17 protein-coding genes are annotated in these 18,033 nt (G+C 62.8%); 14 read left to right on the forward strand and 3 right to left on the reverse strand.

Annotated elements, in window-relative coordinates:
- The first annotated feature begins 6 nt into the window (after positions 1–6).
- From ASD76_RS07120 to ASD76_RS07145, 6 genes are all read left to right on the forward strand, one after another.
- On the forward strand, positions 7–1,584 hold the full coding sequence (locus ASD76_RS07120; protein ID WP_235506547.1) for a S1 family peptidase: 1,578 nt from the start codon (positions 7–9) through the stop codon (positions 1,582–1,584).
- A 187-nt stretch (positions 1,585–1,771) separates the two neighbouring features.
- Positions 1,772–2,326 (forward strand): F0F1 ATP synthase subunit delta, encoded by a 555-nt coding sequence (locus tag ASD76_RS07125; RefSeq protein WP_055920435.1) that lies wholly within the window; start codon positions 1,772–1,774, stop codon positions 2,324–2,326.
- A gap of 2 nt (positions 2,327–2,328) precedes the next feature.
- Positions 2,329–3,858 carry a F0F1 ATP synthase subunit alpha gene (atpA, locus tag ASD76_RS07130; RefSeq protein WP_055920438.1) on the forward strand — a complete coding sequence of 510 codons (1,530 nt, stop codon included), beginning with the start codon at positions 2,329–2,331 and terminating at the stop codon, positions 3,856–3,858.
- A gap of 10 nt (positions 3,859–3,868) precedes the next feature.
- Positions 3,869–4,744 (forward strand): F0F1 ATP synthase subunit gamma, encoded by an 876-nt coding sequence (locus tag ASD76_RS07135; RefSeq protein WP_055920442.1) that lies wholly within the window; start codon positions 3,869–3,871, stop codon positions 4,742–4,744.
- 25 nt (positions 4,745–4,769) lie between these two features.
- Positions 4,770–6,227: a F0F1 ATP synthase subunit beta gene (gene atpD, locus ASD76_RS07140; protein WP_055920445.1), complete on the forward strand. Its 1,458-nt coding sequence runs from the start codon at positions 4,770–4,772 to the stop codon at positions 6,225–6,227.
- Positions 6,228–6,229: 2 nt separating this feature from the next.
- Positions 6,230–6,487 carry an ATP synthase F1 subunit epsilon gene (locus tag ASD76_RS07145; protein ID WP_055920448.1) on the forward strand — a complete coding sequence of 86 codons (258 nt, stop codon included), beginning with the start codon at positions 6,230–6,232 and terminating at the stop codon, positions 6,485–6,487.
- Between the two features lie 318 nt (positions 6,488–6,805).
- Here ASD76_RS07145 and ASD76_RS07150 read toward each other — a convergent pair whose 3' ends face one another.
- Positions 6,806–7,702: a DMT family transporter gene (locus tag ASD76_RS07150; RefSeq protein ID WP_055920452.1), complete on the reverse strand. Its 897-nt coding sequence runs from the start codon at positions 7,700–7,702 to the stop codon at positions 6,806–6,808.
- A gap of 160 nt (positions 7,703–7,862) precedes the next feature.
- On the opposite strand from ASD76_RS07150, the gene ASD76_RS07155 reads away from it, so the two are divergent.
- The 6 genes from ASD76_RS07155 (at position 7,863) to ASD76_RS07180 (ending at position 13,137) form a co-directional block, all read left to right on the forward strand.
- On the forward strand, positions 7,863–8,792 hold the full coding sequence (locus ASD76_RS07155; RefSeq protein WP_055920455.1) for an acyltransferase family protein: 930 nt from the start codon (positions 7,863–7,865) through the stop codon (positions 8,790–8,792).
- Between the two features lie 175 nt (positions 8,793–8,967).
- Positions 8,968–10,218, forward strand: coding sequence for a glycosyltransferase family 2 protein (locus ASD76_RS07160; protein ID WP_055920458.1), 1,251 nt, complete (start codon positions 8,968–8,970; stop codon positions 10,216–10,218).
- A 10-nt stretch (positions 10,219–10,228) separates the two neighbouring features.
- Positions 10,229–10,939 carry a class I SAM-dependent methyltransferase gene (locus tag ASD76_RS07165; RefSeq protein ID WP_082553652.1) on the forward strand — a complete coding sequence of 237 codons (711 nt, stop codon included), beginning with the start codon at positions 10,229–10,231 and terminating at the stop codon, positions 10,937–10,939.
- The gene (locus ASD76_RS07170; protein WP_055920465.1) at positions 10,936–11,346 is read left to right on the forward strand and encodes a GtrA family protein; all 411 of its coding nucleotides are present in this window, start codon (positions 10,936–10,938) and stop codon (positions 11,344–11,346) included. Before ASD76_RS07165 ends, ASD76_RS07170 begins: the two co-directional genes overlap by 4 nt.
- Positions 11,343–11,990: a class I SAM-dependent methyltransferase gene (locus ASD76_RS07175; RefSeq protein WP_055920468.1), complete on the forward strand. Its 648-nt coding sequence runs from the start codon at positions 11,343–11,345 to the stop codon at positions 11,988–11,990. The genes ASD76_RS07170 and ASD76_RS07175 overlap by 4 nt, the downstream gene beginning before the upstream one ends.
- Positions 11,991–12,015: 25 nt before the next feature.
- Entirely contained in the window at positions 12,016–13,137 is a 1,122-nt protein-coding gene (locus ASD76_RS07180; protein ID WP_055920471.1) for a glycosyltransferase family 4 protein, read from the forward strand.
- Positions 13,138–13,153: 16 nt separating this feature from the next.
- Here ASD76_RS07180 and ASD76_RS07185 read toward each other — a convergent pair whose 3' ends face one another.
- A complete protein-coding gene (locus tag ASD76_RS07185) occupies positions 13,154–14,839 on the reverse strand; it encodes a hypothetical protein (protein WP_156457577.1) in 1,686 nt (561 codons plus the stop codon).
- Between the two features lie 164 nt (positions 14,840–15,003).
- Between ASD76_RS07185 and ASD76_RS07190 the strand changes: the two genes are divergently transcribed.
- Positions 15,004–16,530 carry a CpaF family protein gene (locus ASD76_RS07190; RefSeq protein ID WP_082553653.1) on the forward strand — a complete coding sequence of 509 codons (1,527 nt, stop codon included), beginning with the start codon at positions 15,004–15,006 and terminating at the stop codon, positions 16,528–16,530.
- Between the two features lie 228 nt (positions 16,531–16,758).
- Here ASD76_RS07190 and ASD76_RS07195 read toward each other — a convergent pair whose 3' ends face one another.
- Positions 16,759–16,989 carry a hypothetical protein gene (locus ASD76_RS07195; protein ID WP_055920479.1) on the reverse strand — a complete coding sequence of 77 codons (231 nt, stop codon included), beginning with the start codon at positions 16,987–16,989 and terminating at the stop codon, positions 16,759–16,761.
- A gap of 73 nt (positions 16,990–17,062) precedes the next feature.
- On the opposite strand from ASD76_RS07195, the gene ASD76_RS07200 reads away from it, so the two are divergent.
- Positions 17,063–17,980 (forward strand): DMT family transporter, encoded by a 918-nt coding sequence (locus tag ASD76_RS07200; protein WP_055920482.1) that lies wholly within the window; start codon positions 17,063–17,065, stop codon positions 17,978–17,980.
- Positions 17,981–18,033 lie beyond the last annotated feature (53 nt).

Raw genomic sequence — 18,033 nt, forward strand, 5'->3', positions numbered from 1 at the left:
GCGCGCATGGCGGAGGGTAAAGTGCGACTTCACGGCATGATGAAATGGCTCGCGCGGCTGCTGCCGGTGCTGGGCCTGATCCTGCTCGTTCCCTCGGCGGCGCAGGCCGACCCGGAAGACATCAGCGCCGCGGCGCGCGGCGTAGTGCGAATCGTCATCGTCGAACAGGACGGGGACCAGATCGTCCCGGTCTCCCACGGCACTGGTTTTGCGGTCGGCCCCGAGATGATCGTGACCAACGCCCACGTCGTTGCCGAAGCCCGTTCCGACGACAACCTTTCGATCGGCATCGTCCCGTCCGACGGCACGACCGCGGTCTATGCCCGGATCGTAGCGGTGAGCCCGCGCAACGACCTCGCCCTGCTCGCCACGACCCAACCGATGCGGCTGCCCCCGCTGACGATCTCCGGCAATCCGTCGACCGAGAGCGGCAACGTCACCGCTGTCGGCTACCCAATGAACGTCGACCGCGCGCAGGGCCTGTCCTCGCAAGATATCTTCCGCGCCCAGCCTCCGGTGAAGAGTACTGGCAACCTGGCAGGACGGCGGCCGACGCGCGAATTCGATTCGCTGCTCCACACCGCCCCTATCGCCCGCGGATCCAGTGGCGGGCCCCTCCTCGACGATTGCGGCCGTGTCATCGGCGTGAACAGCTTCGGAGCCGAAAGCGGCGGCGCGGACGCGGAGTTCTTCTTCGCCGTCTCGACGCGCGAGCTGCTGCCCTTCCTGCGTGCCAACAACGTGACGCCACAGGTCAACGGCATGCCCTGCCGCTCAATCGCCGACTTCGAGGATGCCGAGCGCCAGCGCGCTGAGCAGCAGCGCCAGGCAGCCCAGGCAGAGGCCGCCACCAAGGAGCAAGCGCTCGCCCGCCGTCAGGCCGAATTGCGCCGCGAGATCGAGTTCAACCTGTTCGACGAGCGCGACAACGGCCTTGCGCTCTCGATGACCATGCTCATTTGCGCTCTGGGTGCCGCGGGTCTCGCGATTCACGCCCACCATGTCGGGCTCAAGCACAATGCCGAGATCGGGTTCGGCCTCGCCGCCGTAGCCGTGGTCGGCGCGGCTATCGCATGGATCGGAAGACCGGGCTTCGATGAGATCAAGGGCCGGCTCGAAGAGCGGCTGCGAACCGAGATGGAGGCAGAGGAGAAGCGTGGTCCGATGGTCGCCCCCACCGCCGGTAACATGATTTGTGCGCTCGTCCCTGAGCGGAGCCGCATAACCGGAGCCGCCGAGCCGAACGTCCCGTTCAATTGGTCGCCCGACGGCTGCGTGAACGGCCGCACGCAATATGGGTTCTCCAGCGGAACTTGGTCGCGCGTTCTCGTCCCGCAGGACGAAGAATCGGTTTCGGTAAACACCTTTGACCCCGCTTCGAAGGAATACCGGATGGAGCGGTACTTGCTCGACCGTGAGACGATGGAACGCATCCGCACAGCGCGGGCCGAGTTCCAGGCGCCCGCTTGCGGTGCCGGCCAGGAAGCCGCGGGCGAATATGGTGCGATGCAGTCCGGGATTCTCGCGCTGCTGCCCGAACGGCCGAATGAACGGCTGGTCTACACCTGCGCAAAGGCAAGCTAGCGACACTCGAAAACGGGCTAAGTGTGCCACGCTCGACGGATGCTGAGCACAGACCCGCGCTCACCGAGTTGCATCCCTGCCCCCCCTTTGCTACGGGCGCGCCAGCTTTGCCGGGGTGCCTCGTTCGCGCCCGCATTCGGTAAACTGACATTTTCCGTTTCACCGGACCTAAGAGGACCTTTCGCGCGTGGATGTTTCCGCCGGTATTCAGGCAAGCCTAGCGGGGCGTTACGCCTCGGCACTGTTCGATCTCGCCAGCGAGGCGGGCACAGTCACCGCGGTCGAACGCGACCTGGAGACGCTTGCCGCCGCACTCAGCGAATCGGCTGAACTGCGCGCTCTCATCCGCAACCCCGAAGTGAGCCGCGAAGCCCTCGGCCGTGTGCTTTCGGGGCTTGGTGAAAAGCTTGGCCTGGCCGAGCTCACCCGCAACTTCATCGGCGTGCTGGCGCAGAACCGTCGCGCCGACGAACTGCCAGCAACGATTCGTGCTTTCCAGACGATCGCTGCTGCGCAACGTGGCGAAGTGACTGCTGAAGTCGCCAGCGCCCACCCCCTCACCGACGAACAGCTCACAACGCTGGAGCAGAAGCTCCGCGCCCGCGAGGGCCGCACCGTGAAGCTGAAGACCCGCGTCGAGCCGGAGCTTCTCGGCGGGCTAGTCGTCACCATCGGCTCCCAGCGGATCGACAGCTCGATCCGCTCGCGTCTCAATACTCTCGCCCAGGCGATGAAAGGCTAACAATGGAAATCCGCGCCGCAGAAATCTCCAAGGTCATCAAGGACCAGATCGCCAACTTCGGCACCGAGGCCCAGGTCTCGGAAGTCGGCCGCGTGCTTTCGGTCGGTGACGGCATCGCGCGCATCCACGGCCTCGACAAGGTTCAGGCCGGCGAGATGGTCGAATTCGCCAACGGCATCCAGGGCATGGCCCTCAACCTCGAAGCCGACAACGTCGGCGTCGTGATCTTCGGCTCTGACGCCCAGATCAAGGAAGGCGACGTCGTCAAGCGGACCGGCACCATCGTCGACGTTCCGGTCGGCAAGGGCCTGCTCGGTCGCGTGGTCGACGCGCTCGGCAACCCGATCGACGGCAAGGGCCCGATCGAAGGCGCCCAGCGCAGCCGCGTCGAAGTGAAGGCTCCGGGCATCATCCCGCGGAAGTCGGTGCACGAACCCGTGCAGACCGGCCTCAAGGCGATCGACGCCCTGGTTCCCGTCGGCCGCGGCCAGCGCGAACTGATCATCGGTGACCGCCAGACCGGCAAGACCGCCGTCGCCATCGACACCTTCATCAACCAGAAGGGCGTCAACTCGGGCACCGACGAAGGCAAGAAGCTCTACTGCATCTACGTCGCCGTCGGCCAGAAGCGCTCGACCGTGGCGCAGATCGTCCGTCAGCTCGAAGAAAACGGCGCGATGGAATACTCGATCGTCGTCGCCGCGACCGCTTCGGAGCCCGCTCCGCTGCAGTACCTCGCGCCCTACACCGGTTGCGCGATGGGCGAATTCTTCCGCGACAACGGCATGCACGCCGTGATCGTGTACGACGACCTTTCGAAGCAGGCCGTCGCCTACCGCCAGATGTCGCTGCTGCTGCGCCGCCCGCCGGGCCGCGAAGCCTACCCGGGCGACGTGTTCTATCTCCACTCCCGCCTGCTCGAGCGCGCGGCGAAGATGAACGACGAGAACGGCGCCGGTTCGCTGACCGCGCTGCCGATCATCGAAACCCAGGCGGGTGACGTGTCGGCCTACATTCCGACCAACGTGATCTCCATCACCGACGGCCAGATCTTCCTCGAAACCGGCCTGTTCTACCAGGGCATCCGACCGGCCATTAACGTCGGCCTTTCGGTCAGCCGCGTCGGTGGCGCTGCGCAGACCAAGGCGATGAAGAAGGTCGCGGGCTCGATCAAGCTGGAGCTGGCGCAGTACCGCGAAATGGCGGCCTTCGCCCAGTTCGGCTCGGACCTCGACGCTTCGACGCAGAAGCTGCTCAACCGCGGCGCGCGTCTGACCGAGCTGCTCAAGCAGGCCCAGTTCAGCCCGCTGCCGTTCGAAGAGCAGACCGTGTCGATCTTCGCCGGCACCAACGGTTACCTGGATCCGATCCCGGCCAACCGCGTGACCGAATACGAAGCCGCCATGCTGAGCTTCATGCGCAGCGAGCACGCCGATGTGCTGACCCTCATTCGCGACACGCGCGAGTTCGGTGACGAAGCGAAGAAGAAGACCGTCGCGGCGCTCGACACTTTCGCCAAGCAGTTCGCGTAAGGAACGCTAAGTGGCCTCGCTGAAGGAACTCAAAGGTCGGATCAACTCGGTCAAATCGACCCAGAAGATCACCAAGGCCAAGCAGATGGTCGCCGCTGCGAAGCTGCGTAAGGCGCAGGCCGCGGCGGAAGCCGCGCGTCCCTATGCCACGCGGCTGGCGGCGGTCATGGCCAGCCTGGCCGGCAAGGTCGCGGGGCAGGACAACGCGCCCAAGCTGCTGCGCGGAACCGGCTCGGATCAGCGCCACCTGCTGGTGGTGGTGAACACCGACAAGGGCCTGTGCGGCGGCCTCAACTCTAACATCGTGCGTGCGGCCGTGGCCAAGGCGCGCGAGCTGATGGCTGCGGGCAAGAAGGTCGAATTCTACCTCGTCGGCCGCAAGGGCCGCGCGCCGATCCGCCGCGTCTACCCTGACGCCATCGGACAGAACTTCGACACCTCGACCGTGCGTGAGCCCGGCTTCGCCGAAGCCGAAGCGATCGCCGCCGAAGTGATCGCGATGTTCGACGCCGGCAAGTTCGACGTCGCGCACCTGATCTACCCGACGTTCCGCTCTGCCCTGGTGCAAGAGCCGACCGTGCAGCAGATCGTTCCGGTGCCGGCTCCGACGACGGCCGCCGAAACCGGCGGCGCTGTGGTCGAGTATGAACCGAGCGAAGAGGAAATCCTCGAGGAACTGCTTCCGCGTTACCTGAAGACTCAGCTCTTCGGCGCGCTGCTGGAAGTCTCCGCCTCCGAACAGGGTGCCTCGATGACCGCGATGGACAACGCCACGCGCAACGCCGGCGACCTGATCAACAAGCTGACCATCCAGTACAACCGCAGCCGTCAGGCCGCGATCACCACCGAACTCATCGAAATTATTGCTGGCGCCGAAGCGCTCTAAGCAAGTTCAAGGCAAGGAAACCAAAATGGCCACCGCCCCCGTGCTCAACAAGACGACCAACGGCACCATTGCCCAGGTCATCGGCGCCGTCGTGGACGTCGCCTTCGAAGGCGATCTGCCGGCAATTCTGACCGCGCTCGAAACCGACAACAACGGCAACCGTCTGGTGCTCGAGGTTGCCCAGCACCTCGGTGAGAACACCGTGCGCACCATCGCCATGGACGCCACCGAAGGCCTCACGCGCGGCCAGAAGGTCACCAGCACCGGCGCGCAGATCTCGGTGCCGGTCGGCCCGAAGACGCTCGGCCGCATCCTCAACGTCATCGGTGAGCCGATCGACGAGCGTGGCCCGGTCGGCAGCGACATGTTCGCCCCGATCCACGCCGAAGCCCCGCTGTTCGTCGACCAGTCGACCGAAGCGGCGATCCTCGTCACCGGCATCAAGGTCATCGATTTGCTCGCGCCCTATGCGCGTGGCGGCAAGATCGGCCTGTTCGGCGGCGCCGGCGTCGGCAAGACCGTGCTGATCCAGGAACTGATCAACAACATCGCCAAGGGCCACGGCGGCGTGTCAGTGTTCGCCGGCGTGGGTGAGCGTACCCGCGAAGGCAACGACCTTTACCACGAGTTCCTCGACGCCGGCGTTATCGCCAAGGACGCCGACGGCAACGCCACCTCGGAAGGCTCCAAGGTCGCGCTCGTGTTCGGCCAGATGAACGAGCCCCCGGGCGCCCGCGCCCGCGTCGCGCTCTCGGGCCTGACCATGGCCGAGTACTTCCGCGACCAGGAAGGCCAGGACGTGCTGTTCTTCGTCGACAACATCTTCCGCTTCACCCAGGCGGGTTCGGAAGTGTCGGCGCTGCTCGGCCGTATTCCTTCGGCCGTGGGCTACCAGCCGACCCTGTCGACCGACATGGGCCAGCTGCAAGAGCGCATCACCTCGACCAACAAGGGCTCGATCACCTCGGTGCAGGCGATCTACGTCCCCGCGGACGACCTTACCGACCCGGCGCCGGCCACCTCGTTCGCCCACTTGGACGCAACGACCACGCTGAACCGCGCGATCTCCGAGCTCGGCATCTACCCGGCGGTCGACCCGCTGGACTCGACCAGCCGCGTGCTGACCCCGGCCGTCGTCGGCCAGGAGCACTACGACGTCGCTCGCCGCGTCCAGGAGACCCTGCAGAAGTACAAGAGCCTGCAGGACATCATTGCCATTCTCGGCATGGACGAGCTGTCCGAAGAGGATAAGCTGACCGTCGCCCGTGCGCGCAAGATCCAGCGCTTCCTGTCGCAGCCGTTCCACGTGGCCGAGGTGTTCACCAACATTCCGGGCAAGTTCGTGCAGGTCGAAGACACCGTGCGTTCGTTCAAGGCGGTTGTCGAAGGCGAGTACGATCACCTGCCGGAAGCCGCGTTCTACATGGTCGGCGGCATCGACGAAGCGGTCGAGAAGGCCAAGAAGCTGGCTGAAGAGGCCTAATCATGGCTTTGCACTTCGAACTCGTCACGCCGGAACGTCTGGTCCGCTCCGAGGAAGTCCACATGGTGGTCGTCCCCGGTACCGAGGGCGAGTTCGGCGTGCTCGAGGGCCATGCTCCGGTCATGTCCACGATCCGCGATGGCGCGGTGAAGGTCTATCGTACCTCCGGCTCCGATTTCGAGAGCATCGAGGTTCGCGGCGGCTTCGCTGAAGTCGGCGAGAACGGCCTGACCATCCTCGCGGAGCATGTGGAGAGCTAAGGCTCCTCCCTCGCTAACGACAAAGGAAAAGGGCGCCCATTGCGGCGCCCTTTTTCATTCTGGCGGATGCGCTTCCCGATAAGCGTCCCACAGGACCCCGGGCTGATCGCCAGGCTTCGCCAACGGAACACGCGCATTCGCCCCGCGCGCAGTAGGCGCTGGAATAGGCTCTTCCCTGCGATTCAGGCGGCCAAAATAGGGATGAGGCCTTCGTGACACGTCTGTCTCCGGTGCGGCCCACGGGTTTATCGCCCATTCTGCCTTGCAGACCGGTTGAACGACTAGGTTACTTGACCGGTAACCATGATTTGCCGCGCTCTAGGCCGGCTTGGGTGCCCTTGCCCGGCCTTCCCACCAGAGGAACAGGCCCGCCCCGATGATGATCACCGCCCCCAGGAGCGCGATCGGATCGGGATGGTCGTCAAAGAAGATCCACCCCAGCGTAACTGCCATCAGCAGCTGCCCATAAGTCATAGGCGCCACCGTTCCTGCCCCTGCCTTCACAGTCCCCATGAAGATCAGCCACTGAGCCAGCGTGGCGCTGAGACCGATGAAGGCGCAACGCGCGACCACGCTCCAATGCGGCCAGTGCATCTGAAAATTCTCCAGCCCGGTAAAGTGGGCCGCAGTGGTGGCGAAAAGCAGGAAGATCATCGCCGTTACCGACATGTAGTACTGCATGGCGAGGATGCTGGCCCTCCCCTGCACCGCCCGGTTGGCGATGATCGTGACGGCCATGCCGGTAGCTCCCAACAACGGAAACAAGACGCCCCACCCGGCGGCCGCGAAGTTCGGCCTGAGCACCACGAACACCCCGGCGAAGGCGATGAGTGTGGCGATCCACGTCGCCGGTCGCGCCCGCTCTCCAAGCAGGATCGTGGCCAGAACTGCGGTGATCATCGGCTGAGTAAAGGCAATCGTCGTCGCTTCCGCCAGGGGCATGAGCCAGACCGCCAGGAACATGCCCATCGCCGACATGCTGATGGCGATCCCGCGCACCCACTGCAGCTTGTCGCGCGGCAGGGCCAGCGAGGCCCAGCCTTGATGGCGAACCATCAGCGCACCAAGCAGGATAGTCCCCGCGATATACCGCGTCGCCGCCATCGCCGGCGCTGGCCATGCGCCAGGCATACCCTTGATGATCGCGTCGCCGATGGAGAGGGTGCAAAATCCGGCAAGTGCGTAGAGCAGGCCGGCGCGATCGGATTGATGCATGTTGGCGAGCTACGAGGTTCGTCGAGTCTTGACCATATCCTTCCGCGTGGGGTGCGCTCGAGTGGGTGTCCCCAATCCGCCCTTCTTTGCAGCTTGTTAACCATTCCGGGACATTGGCTTCAACGCGCCGTGAGTTGGGACTCGCAAGGAAGGCAAGCATATGAAATCACGCCTTTACGGGCTAGACGGCATGCGGGGCATCGCCGCACTCTCCGTGGCGTGGCATCACCTCCAGCAGAGCTACCGCTTCGATACACCGGAGCCAGCGGCCATTTCCGCCGTCGATCTGTTTCTTGTCATCTCCGGCTTCGTCATGGCGCGGACGTATGAGCACAAGATGCCATCGCCTACCGCGTTCTTGCTTGCACGGTATCAACGGCTGTGGCCGATCATGGCGATCGGAACTTCCATCGGCGCGGCATCCGCCCTCCTTTTCAACGGTCCCTCCTTGGGACTGATGCTGACATACATCTCCACGCTGTTCTTCATGCCCTTCTTCGCCGTGAATTTGCCCGCATGGTCCCTGTTCGCAGAGGTTCTTGCAAATTGGCTTCACAGCAAGCTTTTCGCAGGAGCACCGAGCAGAGCGCTGTTCGTGTTGTCGGTCATCCTTGCGATCGCCTTCATCGTTGCGAGCCTGGTTTTGAATCGGGTGCCGTGGGGGTCGGATTTCACTTCACTGGCGGTCGCCACCACAAGGTGCCTGTTCTGTTATGTCGCCGGTGTCCTGATCTACCGCTTCTATGGCGACACGCCCCTCGGGAAAGCCCCATGGATCGCGCTCGCGGCGGTTCCAGTTGCACTTTTCGCCGGAGCTTTGTTGCCGCCGGTACTGTTCTCAGCACTGTTCGCCGTCGCCGTCGCGCCATTGCTGGTTAGGGCAGCTCTAGGGCTGCGGCCGTCGGGTCTGGCGGCATTCGCAGGTGCGGTATCCTTCCCCCTTTATGCAGTGCATCTGCCTGTCATGGCGGCATGCAAGGTTCTCGGATTTGGTCCGATTATCGCAGCTGCAATGGCGCTGGCCCTGGCCGTTGCGATCGCGTTCCTATTTGACGGAAAACGGCAGCTCTCCATTCCAGCGACCGCTTGAAGGTTGTAAAGTCCGAGCGCGAATAGCGCACGCCGACGCGATCATTTTGTTGGTAACTGGCTGCCGCCCTGATCGCTGCGGGTGTGTCGAAGCTAGGGGTTTCACCGTAAAAGCCAGGAGTTTTTACAGCTAATTAACCATCGTTTGTCATCGCTTCTCCTCACGAGGAGAAAGCATGAGCGTCCAGGATCTTAACCTCAAAGTCGAGACGGCCGTTACGGACGAGGTCGACGTCACGATCGTGATGCCGTGCCTGAACGAGACGCAAAGCCTTCCTCACTGCATCGGAAATGCGCTCGACGCTTTGGCTCGGCTGCGCTCTGAGTACGGAATGAGCGGTGAGATCGTCATAGCCGATAACGGCTCCACCGATGGGAGCCAGTCACTGGCGACCAACCTTGGTGCACGGGTCGTGCCGGTTTCTCGTCGGGGCTACGGCGCAGCGCTGATCGGAGGATGTGAGGCTGCGAAAGGCCGCTACATCCTGATGGGCGACTGCGATGGCAGCTACAATTTCGTCGAAGGCGTACCGATGATCGCCCGTCTCGAACAGGGCTACGATGTATGTATGGGCTCCCGATTCAGGGGCGGTATCGCCCCCGGCGCCATGCCGTGGAAAAACCGCTACATCGGCAACCCGGCCCTGACCGGGATCCTCAACCTGTTCTTTCGATCCGGCATCGGTGACGCCCATTGCGGCCTGCGGGCCATCCGCAAAGGGGCATTTGAAAACCTGCACCTGACAAGCAGCGGCATGGAATTCGCCAGCGAAATGGTCATCAAGGCATCTCTGCAAAAGCTCAAGATGACCGAAGTCCCAGCCACACTTTCTCCGGACTTGCGCGAGCGGGCCCCGCACCTGCGTCCCTGGCGCGATGGTTGGCGACACTTGCGCTATCTGTTCATGCTATCGCCGACGTGGATATTTGGGGCGCCCGCCTTGGCAGCGATAAGCCTGGGCATAGCGATCCTCGTCACGGCGATCGCCCACTCGCTCGGCTTGATTGGCCCGGTTCCGTTTGGCGAGAGCTGGATCGTGATCGGCGCGCTCCTCGCCAGTGTGGGCCATATGGCGGGAATGATGGGCATCGCGTCGCATCTATACGGAGTGCGCGAACGCTACCGCCTCCCCAAATCCTGGCCGCTCAGCATGCGGAAGTGGTTGTCCCTGGAAGGCTGCGTGATTTCCGGACTCTTACTGATCGGATCGTCGATCATTTCGCTAGCCGCAATTGGCGTCTATTGGGGAAGCGAGAGCTTCTCGGCATTGCCGTCCGTCTTGCCGGTTACGCTTGCCGGCCTGGCAGGCACGATCGGCCTTCAGTCGCTTCTCGGTGGATTTCTTCTCGCGGTGATAGGGGGCAACGAGGCCGATTTTCTTGTCGGCGCCGATCCGTTGGCGTCGTCAAAGAACGCCAGAAGCTGAGCGTCAAACCATGCAAATCGAGGCATCACCTGACCAGATCCGACGTCGCGAGCCTCGTATCGTCGACACCGACTGGCTCGTGCTTCGTGGACTCTCACGAGCTGTGAATGTCCGCGCGGCAGCGCTCGACGGAACAGGGAAGATTGCGATCGACTTCGGCTGCGGTGACCAACCGTATCGACACCTTTTCGAAACGCGCGGCGTGACATACCGGGGGGCAGATTTCGGCGGGAAAGTCGATATCGCAATCACCGACGAAGGTAGGGTTGAGGTCGAGGGGAAGACTGCCAATCTTGTGCTCAGTTTCCAGGTACTCGAACACGTCCGCGACCTGGACACCTACCTTTCTGAGGCCAAGCGCATCCTGCGTCCCGGAGGGACCCTCCTGCTTTCCACCCACGGCACTTGGCTCTATCACCCCCATCCGGAGGATCATCGTCGTTGGACTCGCCAGGGCCTGATCAACGAGCTCCAGTCTCGTGGCTGGACCGTGGATGAGTGTGAGGCGATTTGTGGCCCGCTCGCCTGGACTACACTGATCCGGTTGACAGGATACTGCTTCGCCCTGCGCCGTGTCCCGCTGATAGGGAGAACCGTGGGCGCCTTGCTCGCCGTCGCGATGAACTTGAGAGCCGTGCTTGAAGATCGGATCACACCTAGGTCCATCCGTGACCACAATGCCTGTGTCTATCTCGTACAAGCCCGGCCGAGCGCCGCATGACGTACTCTCTGCCCCGTCAAATCGGCCCCTATGCCATTATCGCCGCGATCTGCGCCGGCTTGAATCTCGTAATCCTCTTGGCTGGAGACCGCGCCGGCTTCCACTACGCAATTTCGACGACCCTGTCCTTCCTGGTCTGCGTGGTCGTCGGCTATCTTTTGCACTGCCGTTTCACCTTTATGGTAGAGCCTGGGTTCCCCGCATTGGCGCTCTACACAGCCGCGATGGGCGCCAACTATCCATTGGCGATGTTGGCGATCTGGCTATTCCACGATCAGCTCGATTGGCCCATGCTGCTGTCTGCCCCAGCATCGACCTTGGCGCTGACCCTCTACAATTTTCTCTCCAGCCGCTGGGCAGTTGTCCGCCTGACTGGTCGGCGCGCAGAAGGAACCGCAAAGCCATGACCGCGATTTCGCTCGGCTCAGTGACCGAAGTGCTGGAAAAGCATACGTCGGTCTATCGCCACAGGCCGCCAGTCTATCAAACAGTCATGCTCACCGACCTGGCCTCTGTCTGGAGCGGCCACCATTCCAACGTGCTCGACATCGGCGGCGGTACCGGCGTGATGGCTGAAGCCATGCAGGCCTTGCTCTCAGTGGACAGTGTGACAGCAATCGATGTCGTGGATCGCTATTTTGAGGATCTGTCGGTCGAGACACGCGTCTACGATGGCGCTACGCTTCCATTTGATGATGACGCCTTCGCAGCTGCGACCATCAATAACGTGATACATCACGTCCCCATTGAGGCGCGCGGGGGGTTGATGAGCGAGATTCGCCGGGTTGTGAAAGGTCCAATCTACATCAAGGACCATGTCGCTCGCTCCAGGCTCGATCACGCCCGTCTCACAACACTCGATGCTATCGGCAACATCCCATTCGGTGGCCAGATCGGCGCCCGCTACCTGACGATGAACGATTGGAAGTCCCTCGCTGGAGGCGCAGGATACCGCATAGCGGCAACATCGACGGGTCGGTACCGCCGCGGACCAATGGCATGGCTATTCCCAAATCGCCTGGAAATAGCGTTTCGCCTCGACCGCGCCTGACCACCAATCTGCACCATCGCTCGCCATGCGCGTTCTAACCGTTTCAGCCTTCTTTGAATCCCACGGCGGCGGTATCGAGATTGTGGCTAGCGCGTTGGCCCAGGCACTTGCACGTCGTGGCCATGACAGTCTGCTCGCAGCAACGGCCCTCGACCCGCCACCGGCGACCTCCAACGTAAGTTCCATTGCCCTGACCGCACGTGATCCGATCGAAGCGGTGACTGGGCTACCGATGCCCTTGCTCAATAGAGCAGCACGCGCCCGGCTCGAAGACGAAGTACGCAGAGCGGATGCTCTTGTGATCCATGATGCGCTTTATTCGACTTCGCTTCTTGCGCGCCGATATGCCGAACGTCACAAGAAGCCTTGGCTGCTAATCCAGCATGTCGGCCAGATCCCCTATTCGAGCAGAGTCCTGCGCACGGTACTGCGCGTGGCCAATAACCTGGTGACGGCGCCCATGATAACGGCCGCACCACAGACCGTGTTCATCAGCGATGTCGTGCGGAGCCAGTTCACTCATTTGCGCTGTCCAAGACCTCCGCAACTCATGTTCAACGGAGTGGACGGAACGGCTTTTCGTGCCGCTACGGAGAACGAGAAGCTGGCACTTCGCCAAAGCCTCGGTGTGTCGGCCCAACGCCCGCAAATGTTGTTTGTCGGCCGCTTCGTCGAGAAGAAGGGATTGTCGGCGCTAAGAGTCCTCGCGGCCCTGCGCCCTGAATGCGACTTCCTCTTGGTTGGCAATGGTCCGATCGATCCAAGCAATTGGGACTTGGCGAACGTCAGAGTGCTTGGTCGCAAGGATCGCACCGAACTGGCCAACATCTATCGCGCGGCCGACGCCTTGGTTCTTCCTTCGATGGGCGAAGGATATCCACTCGTCGTCCAGGAGGCGCTCGCCTGTGGACTGGCGGTCTATTGCGGTGCGGACACCGCCGCGGCCGATCCGGCAGCTTCTAGCTTCCTGGAAGGCGTAGAGGTCGACCCGCGCGCACCGGAGATTACTGCCCAGCGGTTCGCCAACGCGATCGCCCATCCGTTGTCCGCATTACCCGATCAGGAAGCCTCGGTCTTTGCGCGCGAACGGTACGACTGGGACGCGAATGCTGCCAAGATCGAAAGGCTGCTGCGGGCCCTCCTCTAACTTGGCAATTGTACGGTTAGCAGGCTTCCGGCAACTGTCGCTCGGTTTCGCCCACGACACTTAGCGAAGCGATCCCGAACCGCTCTGCATCGGCATCGCCGAATTCGACCACCTGATACTTGCGACAAATCTCAGCCAGTTGCTGATCCGTCAATAATACTGGGGTCATCCGCTTCGGTCGATTGATGAGGAAAGGGTCGTTCCGCACCAGATCAATCGAGTAGGCATGGCCCGGGGCATTCACCACCACCACATCAGCGTCGATCCGCGAGATGGCTGCGTCAGCTGTCCGATAGGGCGTGGTGAAACGCTCCGCCTGCCAGGCGCGGAACGGCAAGAGAGCGAGGGAAAGAACCAAGGCCGCCCCAAAGAGAGCCTGCATTCTCCGACGATCATCGGTCCTCTCCACGATCCTGAACCAGGCGAGGGTCGCCAGAAGGCACAAGCTGCCGAGCAATCCGTGCAGGTAGCGGTAACCCCATCCATGCCCCTGGAAAGCGAGCACAACGGTCATCGTTATCCCGGTGAGCACGATCCCGGCCAGCATGGCGCGCCAGGCACCAGCCTTGCGGACGAGCGTCCAGGCCACCGTAAGCAGTAACGGCACGGCCAGCAGGTTCTGCCAAACTGTCCACCGGATCAGGTTCAGTGACATGAGGCCCAAGTTGCTCGCATCAAAACCCGCCACCAGGTCGACCGCGCGCTTGAACAGCAGAGCGGTTCCAGTGGGGCCGGCTTTGGCTGGAACAACGTCGAACCACCAATAGAGCAAGGCATCCCATCCGCTCCAGAACAGGAAAGCCAGGGCGATGGCCGCTCCTTGCAAAATGGCGGCCCCGCGGCGCCCGGTGAGAAAGGCCTCGAACAGGAACGGAAGCGCGAAAAGCGGGAAGAACACCACCTGATGCAACCCGATCGCCAACCCCACCAGCGGCAACGCGACGAATTGCGCCAGGCGCGAAGAATGAAGGAACAGCCACAGCCAGGAGAGATTGACGGCAAGATGCGCGCTCATGGCGTAGGGCGTCATGGCGTTGAGCAGGAGTTGGCTCGAACTCGCCATCAACACGGCGCAAACGATAGGCGCGCTCCGGTGTTCTGGTAGCAGACGCCGTGCAATATCCGCGGCAACCAGAATGGAGAACCCCGCCAGTAAGGGCCCGGCCAACGGCCCCAAGTTGTGCTGAATGACGGCGTTCAACGGCAGATATTCCGATGCCCACAGCCCTTCTTGCGGAATGATCCGGGTGAACATCGGCTGCAAGGCAGCTGCGTAATCCCGCCATTCGGCAGGGATACGCGCCATCGGCTGACCCGTCGCGTAGATCGCGCCATCCGCGCGAGCCCAGAACTCGTCCATCGACAAGGGGAAGAAACCAAACACGAGCCAACCGCCAACCAAACCGACCACGGCGACAAGAGCCGCCAGAACCCAAGGCGGAATGCTCAAGCTCGCGTCGGCCAACGCGGCAAAGCGCGCGACCCATCCGGGTGATTTCAGCAGTCGAGGCACAAGGAGGGAAAAGCCGGCCAAAGCAACGACAGCCGGCAGGTCTTGCGTGCGGAAGAGGTGCAATGTGATGAACGGCACGCCCGCACTTGCGAGGCAGATCGCCGCGATGGCGGCCAGGCCCAACAGCAAGATCAGCGTCGGCCGCAGCAACCTTGTCGCCACGTCACCGCGCTCGGCCTGCTTGGTCATCAACATCGCCACCTCCGCAAGCGCGGTTAGCAAGAGAGCATTAACCAAACGATACCGTCCGCCGAACTCTTCGCTCGTGGTTAGTAAAGCCTCAACGCTTGGCCGTTAGAACACGTGCTTGGCTCCACGGGCCACAGCTACGCTTGAGCGAAAAAGGAATTGGAATGAGCGCTTTCGGCCGGAAAAACGGGGTTGCAGGAATGAGCCCCGGAGCTCGTCCGAGTTTCGGCGTGGCGCGGCCCATGAAGGGTGGCGCAGCGGTGCCGCGCGAGCCCGGCGGCGGGCAGCAGTTCCCGGCGGTTCCTAGCGAAATACCGAGCGGCGACACGGTTGCGCCCTCAGGTGGACCCAACCGCGAAGATGCGATGTCGCGCCTGGCGGACCGGGCCAATGCGGCCGCTGGGTCCGGCACCTCCGAGGTCGGCGGCTTCGAGGCGTCGGTCCACAAGATCAAGGAGCAGGTGCTCCCCCGCTTGCTCGAACGCGTCGACCCTGAAGCGGCCGCGACGCTGTCCAAGGATGAATTGTCGGAGGAATTCCGTCCGATCATCATGGAAGTGCTGACCGAGCTCAAGGTCACGCTCAACCGCCGCGAACAGTTCGCGCTGGAAAAGGTGCTGATCGACGAGTTGCTCGGCTTCGGTCCGCTCGAAGAACTGCTCGGCGATCCCGACATCTCCGACATCATGGTCAACGGACCGCTGCAGACTTACATCGAAAAGAAGGGCCGGCTGCAGATCGCACCGATCCAGTTCCGCGATGAAGCGCACTTGTTCCAGATCGCCCAACGCATCGTGAACCAGGTCGGCCGCCGCGTCGACCAGACCACGCCGCTGGCCGACGCCCGCCTCAAGGACGGCAGCCGCGTCAACGTGATCGTGCCGCCGCTTTCCTTGCGCGGTACTGCCATCTCGATTCGTAAGTTCTCCGAGAAGCCGATCACGATCGACATGCTCAAGGACTTCGGGTCGATGAGCGAGAAGATGGCCACCGCCCTCAAGATCGCCGGCGCCACCCGCATGAACATCGTCATCTCCGGCGGTACCGGCTCGGGCAAGACGACCATGCTCAACGCCCTGTCGAAGATGATCGACCCGGGTGAACGCGTGCTGACGATCGAAGACGCGGCCGAGCTTCGCCTGCAGCAGCCGCACTGGCTGCCGCTCGAAACCCGTCCGCCGAACCTCGAAGGCCAAGGCGCCATCACCATCGGCGACCTTGTGAAGAACGCCCTGCGTATGCGTCCTGACCGCATCATCCTGGGCGAAATTCGTGGCGCCGAGTGCTTCGATTTGCTCGCCGCCATGAACACCGGTCACGACGGTTCGATGTGTACGCTCCACGCCAACAGCCCGCGCGAATGCCTCGGCCGTATGGAAAACATGATCCTGATGGGCGACATCAAGATCCCGAAGGAAGCCATCAGCCGCCAGATCGCGGAATCGGTCGACCTGATCGTACAGGTGAAGCGCCTCCGCGATGGTTCGCGCCGCACCACCAACATCACCGAGGTGATCGGCATGGAAGGCGACGTGATCGTCACCCAGGAACTGTTCGCGTTCGAGTATCTCGACGAGAGCGAAGACGGGAAGATCATCGGCGAATTCCGCGCCTCGGGCCTGCGCCCATACACGCTGGAAAAGGCGCGTCAGTTCGGGTTTGACCAGGCCTACCTCGAGGCCTGTCTGTAAGATCAGATCCTCCCTGTGAGGCGTAGCCTCATGGGGAGGTGGCAGTCGCCGCAGGCAGCTGACGGAGGGGCAGGCGGACGCCCGCATGTGGTTCGACAGGCTCACCACGAACGGCCCTTGTACAAAAGAACTCCGTTCGTCCTGAGCTTGTCGAAGGACGCCAGCCCCTCCACCATCCGCTTCGCGGACGGTCCCCCTCCCCATCGCTGCGCGACAGGGAGGATCTAGCTACCCAGCTAGCCACCCTTTCAGCGCCATCCAGATCAGGATCGCGCCGGGAAAGAAGCACAGGAAAAACAACGTGGTCCACGGCATACAGCCGACCGCGTCGACATGTCTGCGCTTTTGCCGTCGGCGCTCGCCCACGGCGGCGGCCAGCGACACCAACAGCAGGACGCCGCCCGCCATCCCCATGAGAGTCGCATCGCTGGCGAACAGCAGAAATTCGGGTTCGTGCACGGGCGCGATATGACCGGGCCAAGGCGCGTCGGCAACGCTTGATCGCCACCCGTATCGTCCTAAGGCGGATGCAATGCACGCCGCCCCTGCCCATCGTCCTTTACTCGCCCTGCTGATCCGTCTCGGCGCCGTAGCCGGGCTGGCGACGATGTCGGCCCTGATCAAGCTGGCATCCGAGCGCGGCGTGCACTTGCTCGAAATCATGTTCTGGCGTCAGTTCCTGACCATTCCGGTCATGCTCGCGTGGGTCTGGGCGACCACCGGCGGCATTGGGAGCCTGGCGACCAATCGGCCCTGGGTGCATTTCCGGCGCGGGCTCTACGGAACCATCGGGATGGTTCTCAACTTCGGGGCGGTCATCATCCTCCCGCTCGCCGAGGCGACCACGCTGAACTTCACCGTACCGATCTGGGCGGTGCTGCTCTCGATCGTTCTGCTCAAGGAAAAGGTCGGGCTCTGGCGCTGGTCGGCAGTCGCTTTGGGCTTCATCGGCATCGTCGTGATCGCACAACCGGGGAGCGGGCATTTCCCACTCTACGGAGCGCTTGTGGGCCTGGGCGCGGCTTTCATGATCGCCTTGATTTCGATCCAGATCGCCGACCTCAACAAGACCGACAAGCCGCTGACCATCGTGTTCTACTTCGCGCTGTTCAGTGCCCCGCTGACGGCCCTTGCCCTGCCCTTCGTCATGACTAGCCACGATTCAACCGAGTGGCTGCTCTTGGCCGGGATCGGCGTGACCGGGCTGGTCGGCCAGCTCCTGCTAACTGCCGCTTTGCGCTTCGGCAAAGTCGCCAGCGTGATCGTGATGGACTACTCGGCGCTGTTCTGGGCGACCCTCTACGGTTCGCTACTGTTCGGCGTGCTGCCGCCCGCCAGTACCTGGTTCGGTGCGCCGCTGATCGTGACCGCGGGCCTGATAATTGCTTGGCGTGAACACCGGTTCGCCAAGACGCTCCGACGCGAAGCGGCTCCCCTGGAGGGAACATAAGGCGACACTAAGGGTTAGCCCCATCAAGAAGCACAAAAAGCTTCGAGAAGGAG

Source organism: Altererythrobacter sp. Root672 (assembly GCF_001427865.1).
Lineage (GTDB): Bacteria > Pseudomonadota > Alphaproteobacteria > Sphingomonadales > Sphingomonadaceae > Croceibacterium_A.

Coding starts and splice junctions, on each gene's coding strand:
- ASD76_RS07120 (WP_235506547.1), top strand. CDS start 7: ATGGCGGAGGGTAAAGTGCGACTTCACGGCATGATGAAATGGCTCGCG.
- atpA (WP_055920438.1), top strand. CDS start 2,329: ATGGAAATCCGCGCCGCAGAAATCTCCAAGGTCATCAAGGACCAGATC.
- atpD (WP_055920445.1), top strand. CDS start 4,770: ATGGCCACCGCCCCCGTGCTCAACAAGACGACCAACGGCACCATTGCC.
- ASD76_RS07145 (WP_055920448.1), top strand. CDS start 6,230: ATGGCTTTGCACTTCGAACTCGTCACGCCGGAACGTCTGGTCCGCTCC.
- ASD76_RS07150 (WP_055920452.1), bottom strand. CDS start 7,702: ATGCATCAATCCGATCGCGCCGGCCTGCTCTACGCACTTGCCGGATTT.
- ASD76_RS07155 (WP_055920455.1), top strand. CDS start 7,863: ATGAAATCACGCCTTTACGGGCTAGACGGCATGCGGGGCATCGCCGCA.
- ASD76_RS07160 (WP_055920458.1), top strand. CDS start 8,968: ATGAGCGTCCAGGATCTTAACCTCAAAGTCGAGACGGCCGTTACGGAC.
- ASD76_RS07165 (WP_082553652.1), top strand. CDS start 10,229: ATGCAAATCGAGGCATCACCTGACCAGATCCGACGTCGCGAGCCTCGT.
- ASD76_RS07170 (WP_055920465.1), top strand. CDS start 10,936: ATGACGTACTCTCTGCCCCGTCAAATCGGCCCCTATGCCATTATCGCC.
- ASD76_RS07175 (WP_055920468.1), top strand. CDS start 11,343: ATGACCGCGATTTCGCTCGGCTCAGTGACCGAAGTGCTGGAAAAGCAT.
- ASD76_RS07180 (WP_055920471.1), top strand. CDS start 12,016: ATGCGCGTTCTAACCGTTTCAGCCTTCTTTGAATCCCACGGCGGCGGT.
- ASD76_RS07185 (WP_156457577.1), bottom strand. CDS start 14,839: ATGACCAAGCAGGCCGAGCGCGGTGACGTGGCGACAAGGTTGCTGCGG.
- ASD76_RS07190 (WP_082553653.1), top strand. CDS start 15,004: ATGAGCGCTTTCGGCCGGAAAAACGGGGTTGCAGGAATGAGCCCCGGA.
- ASD76_RS07200 (WP_055920482.1), top strand. CDS start 17,063: ATGCACGCCGCCCCTGCCCATCGTCCTTTACTCGCCCTGCTGATCCGT.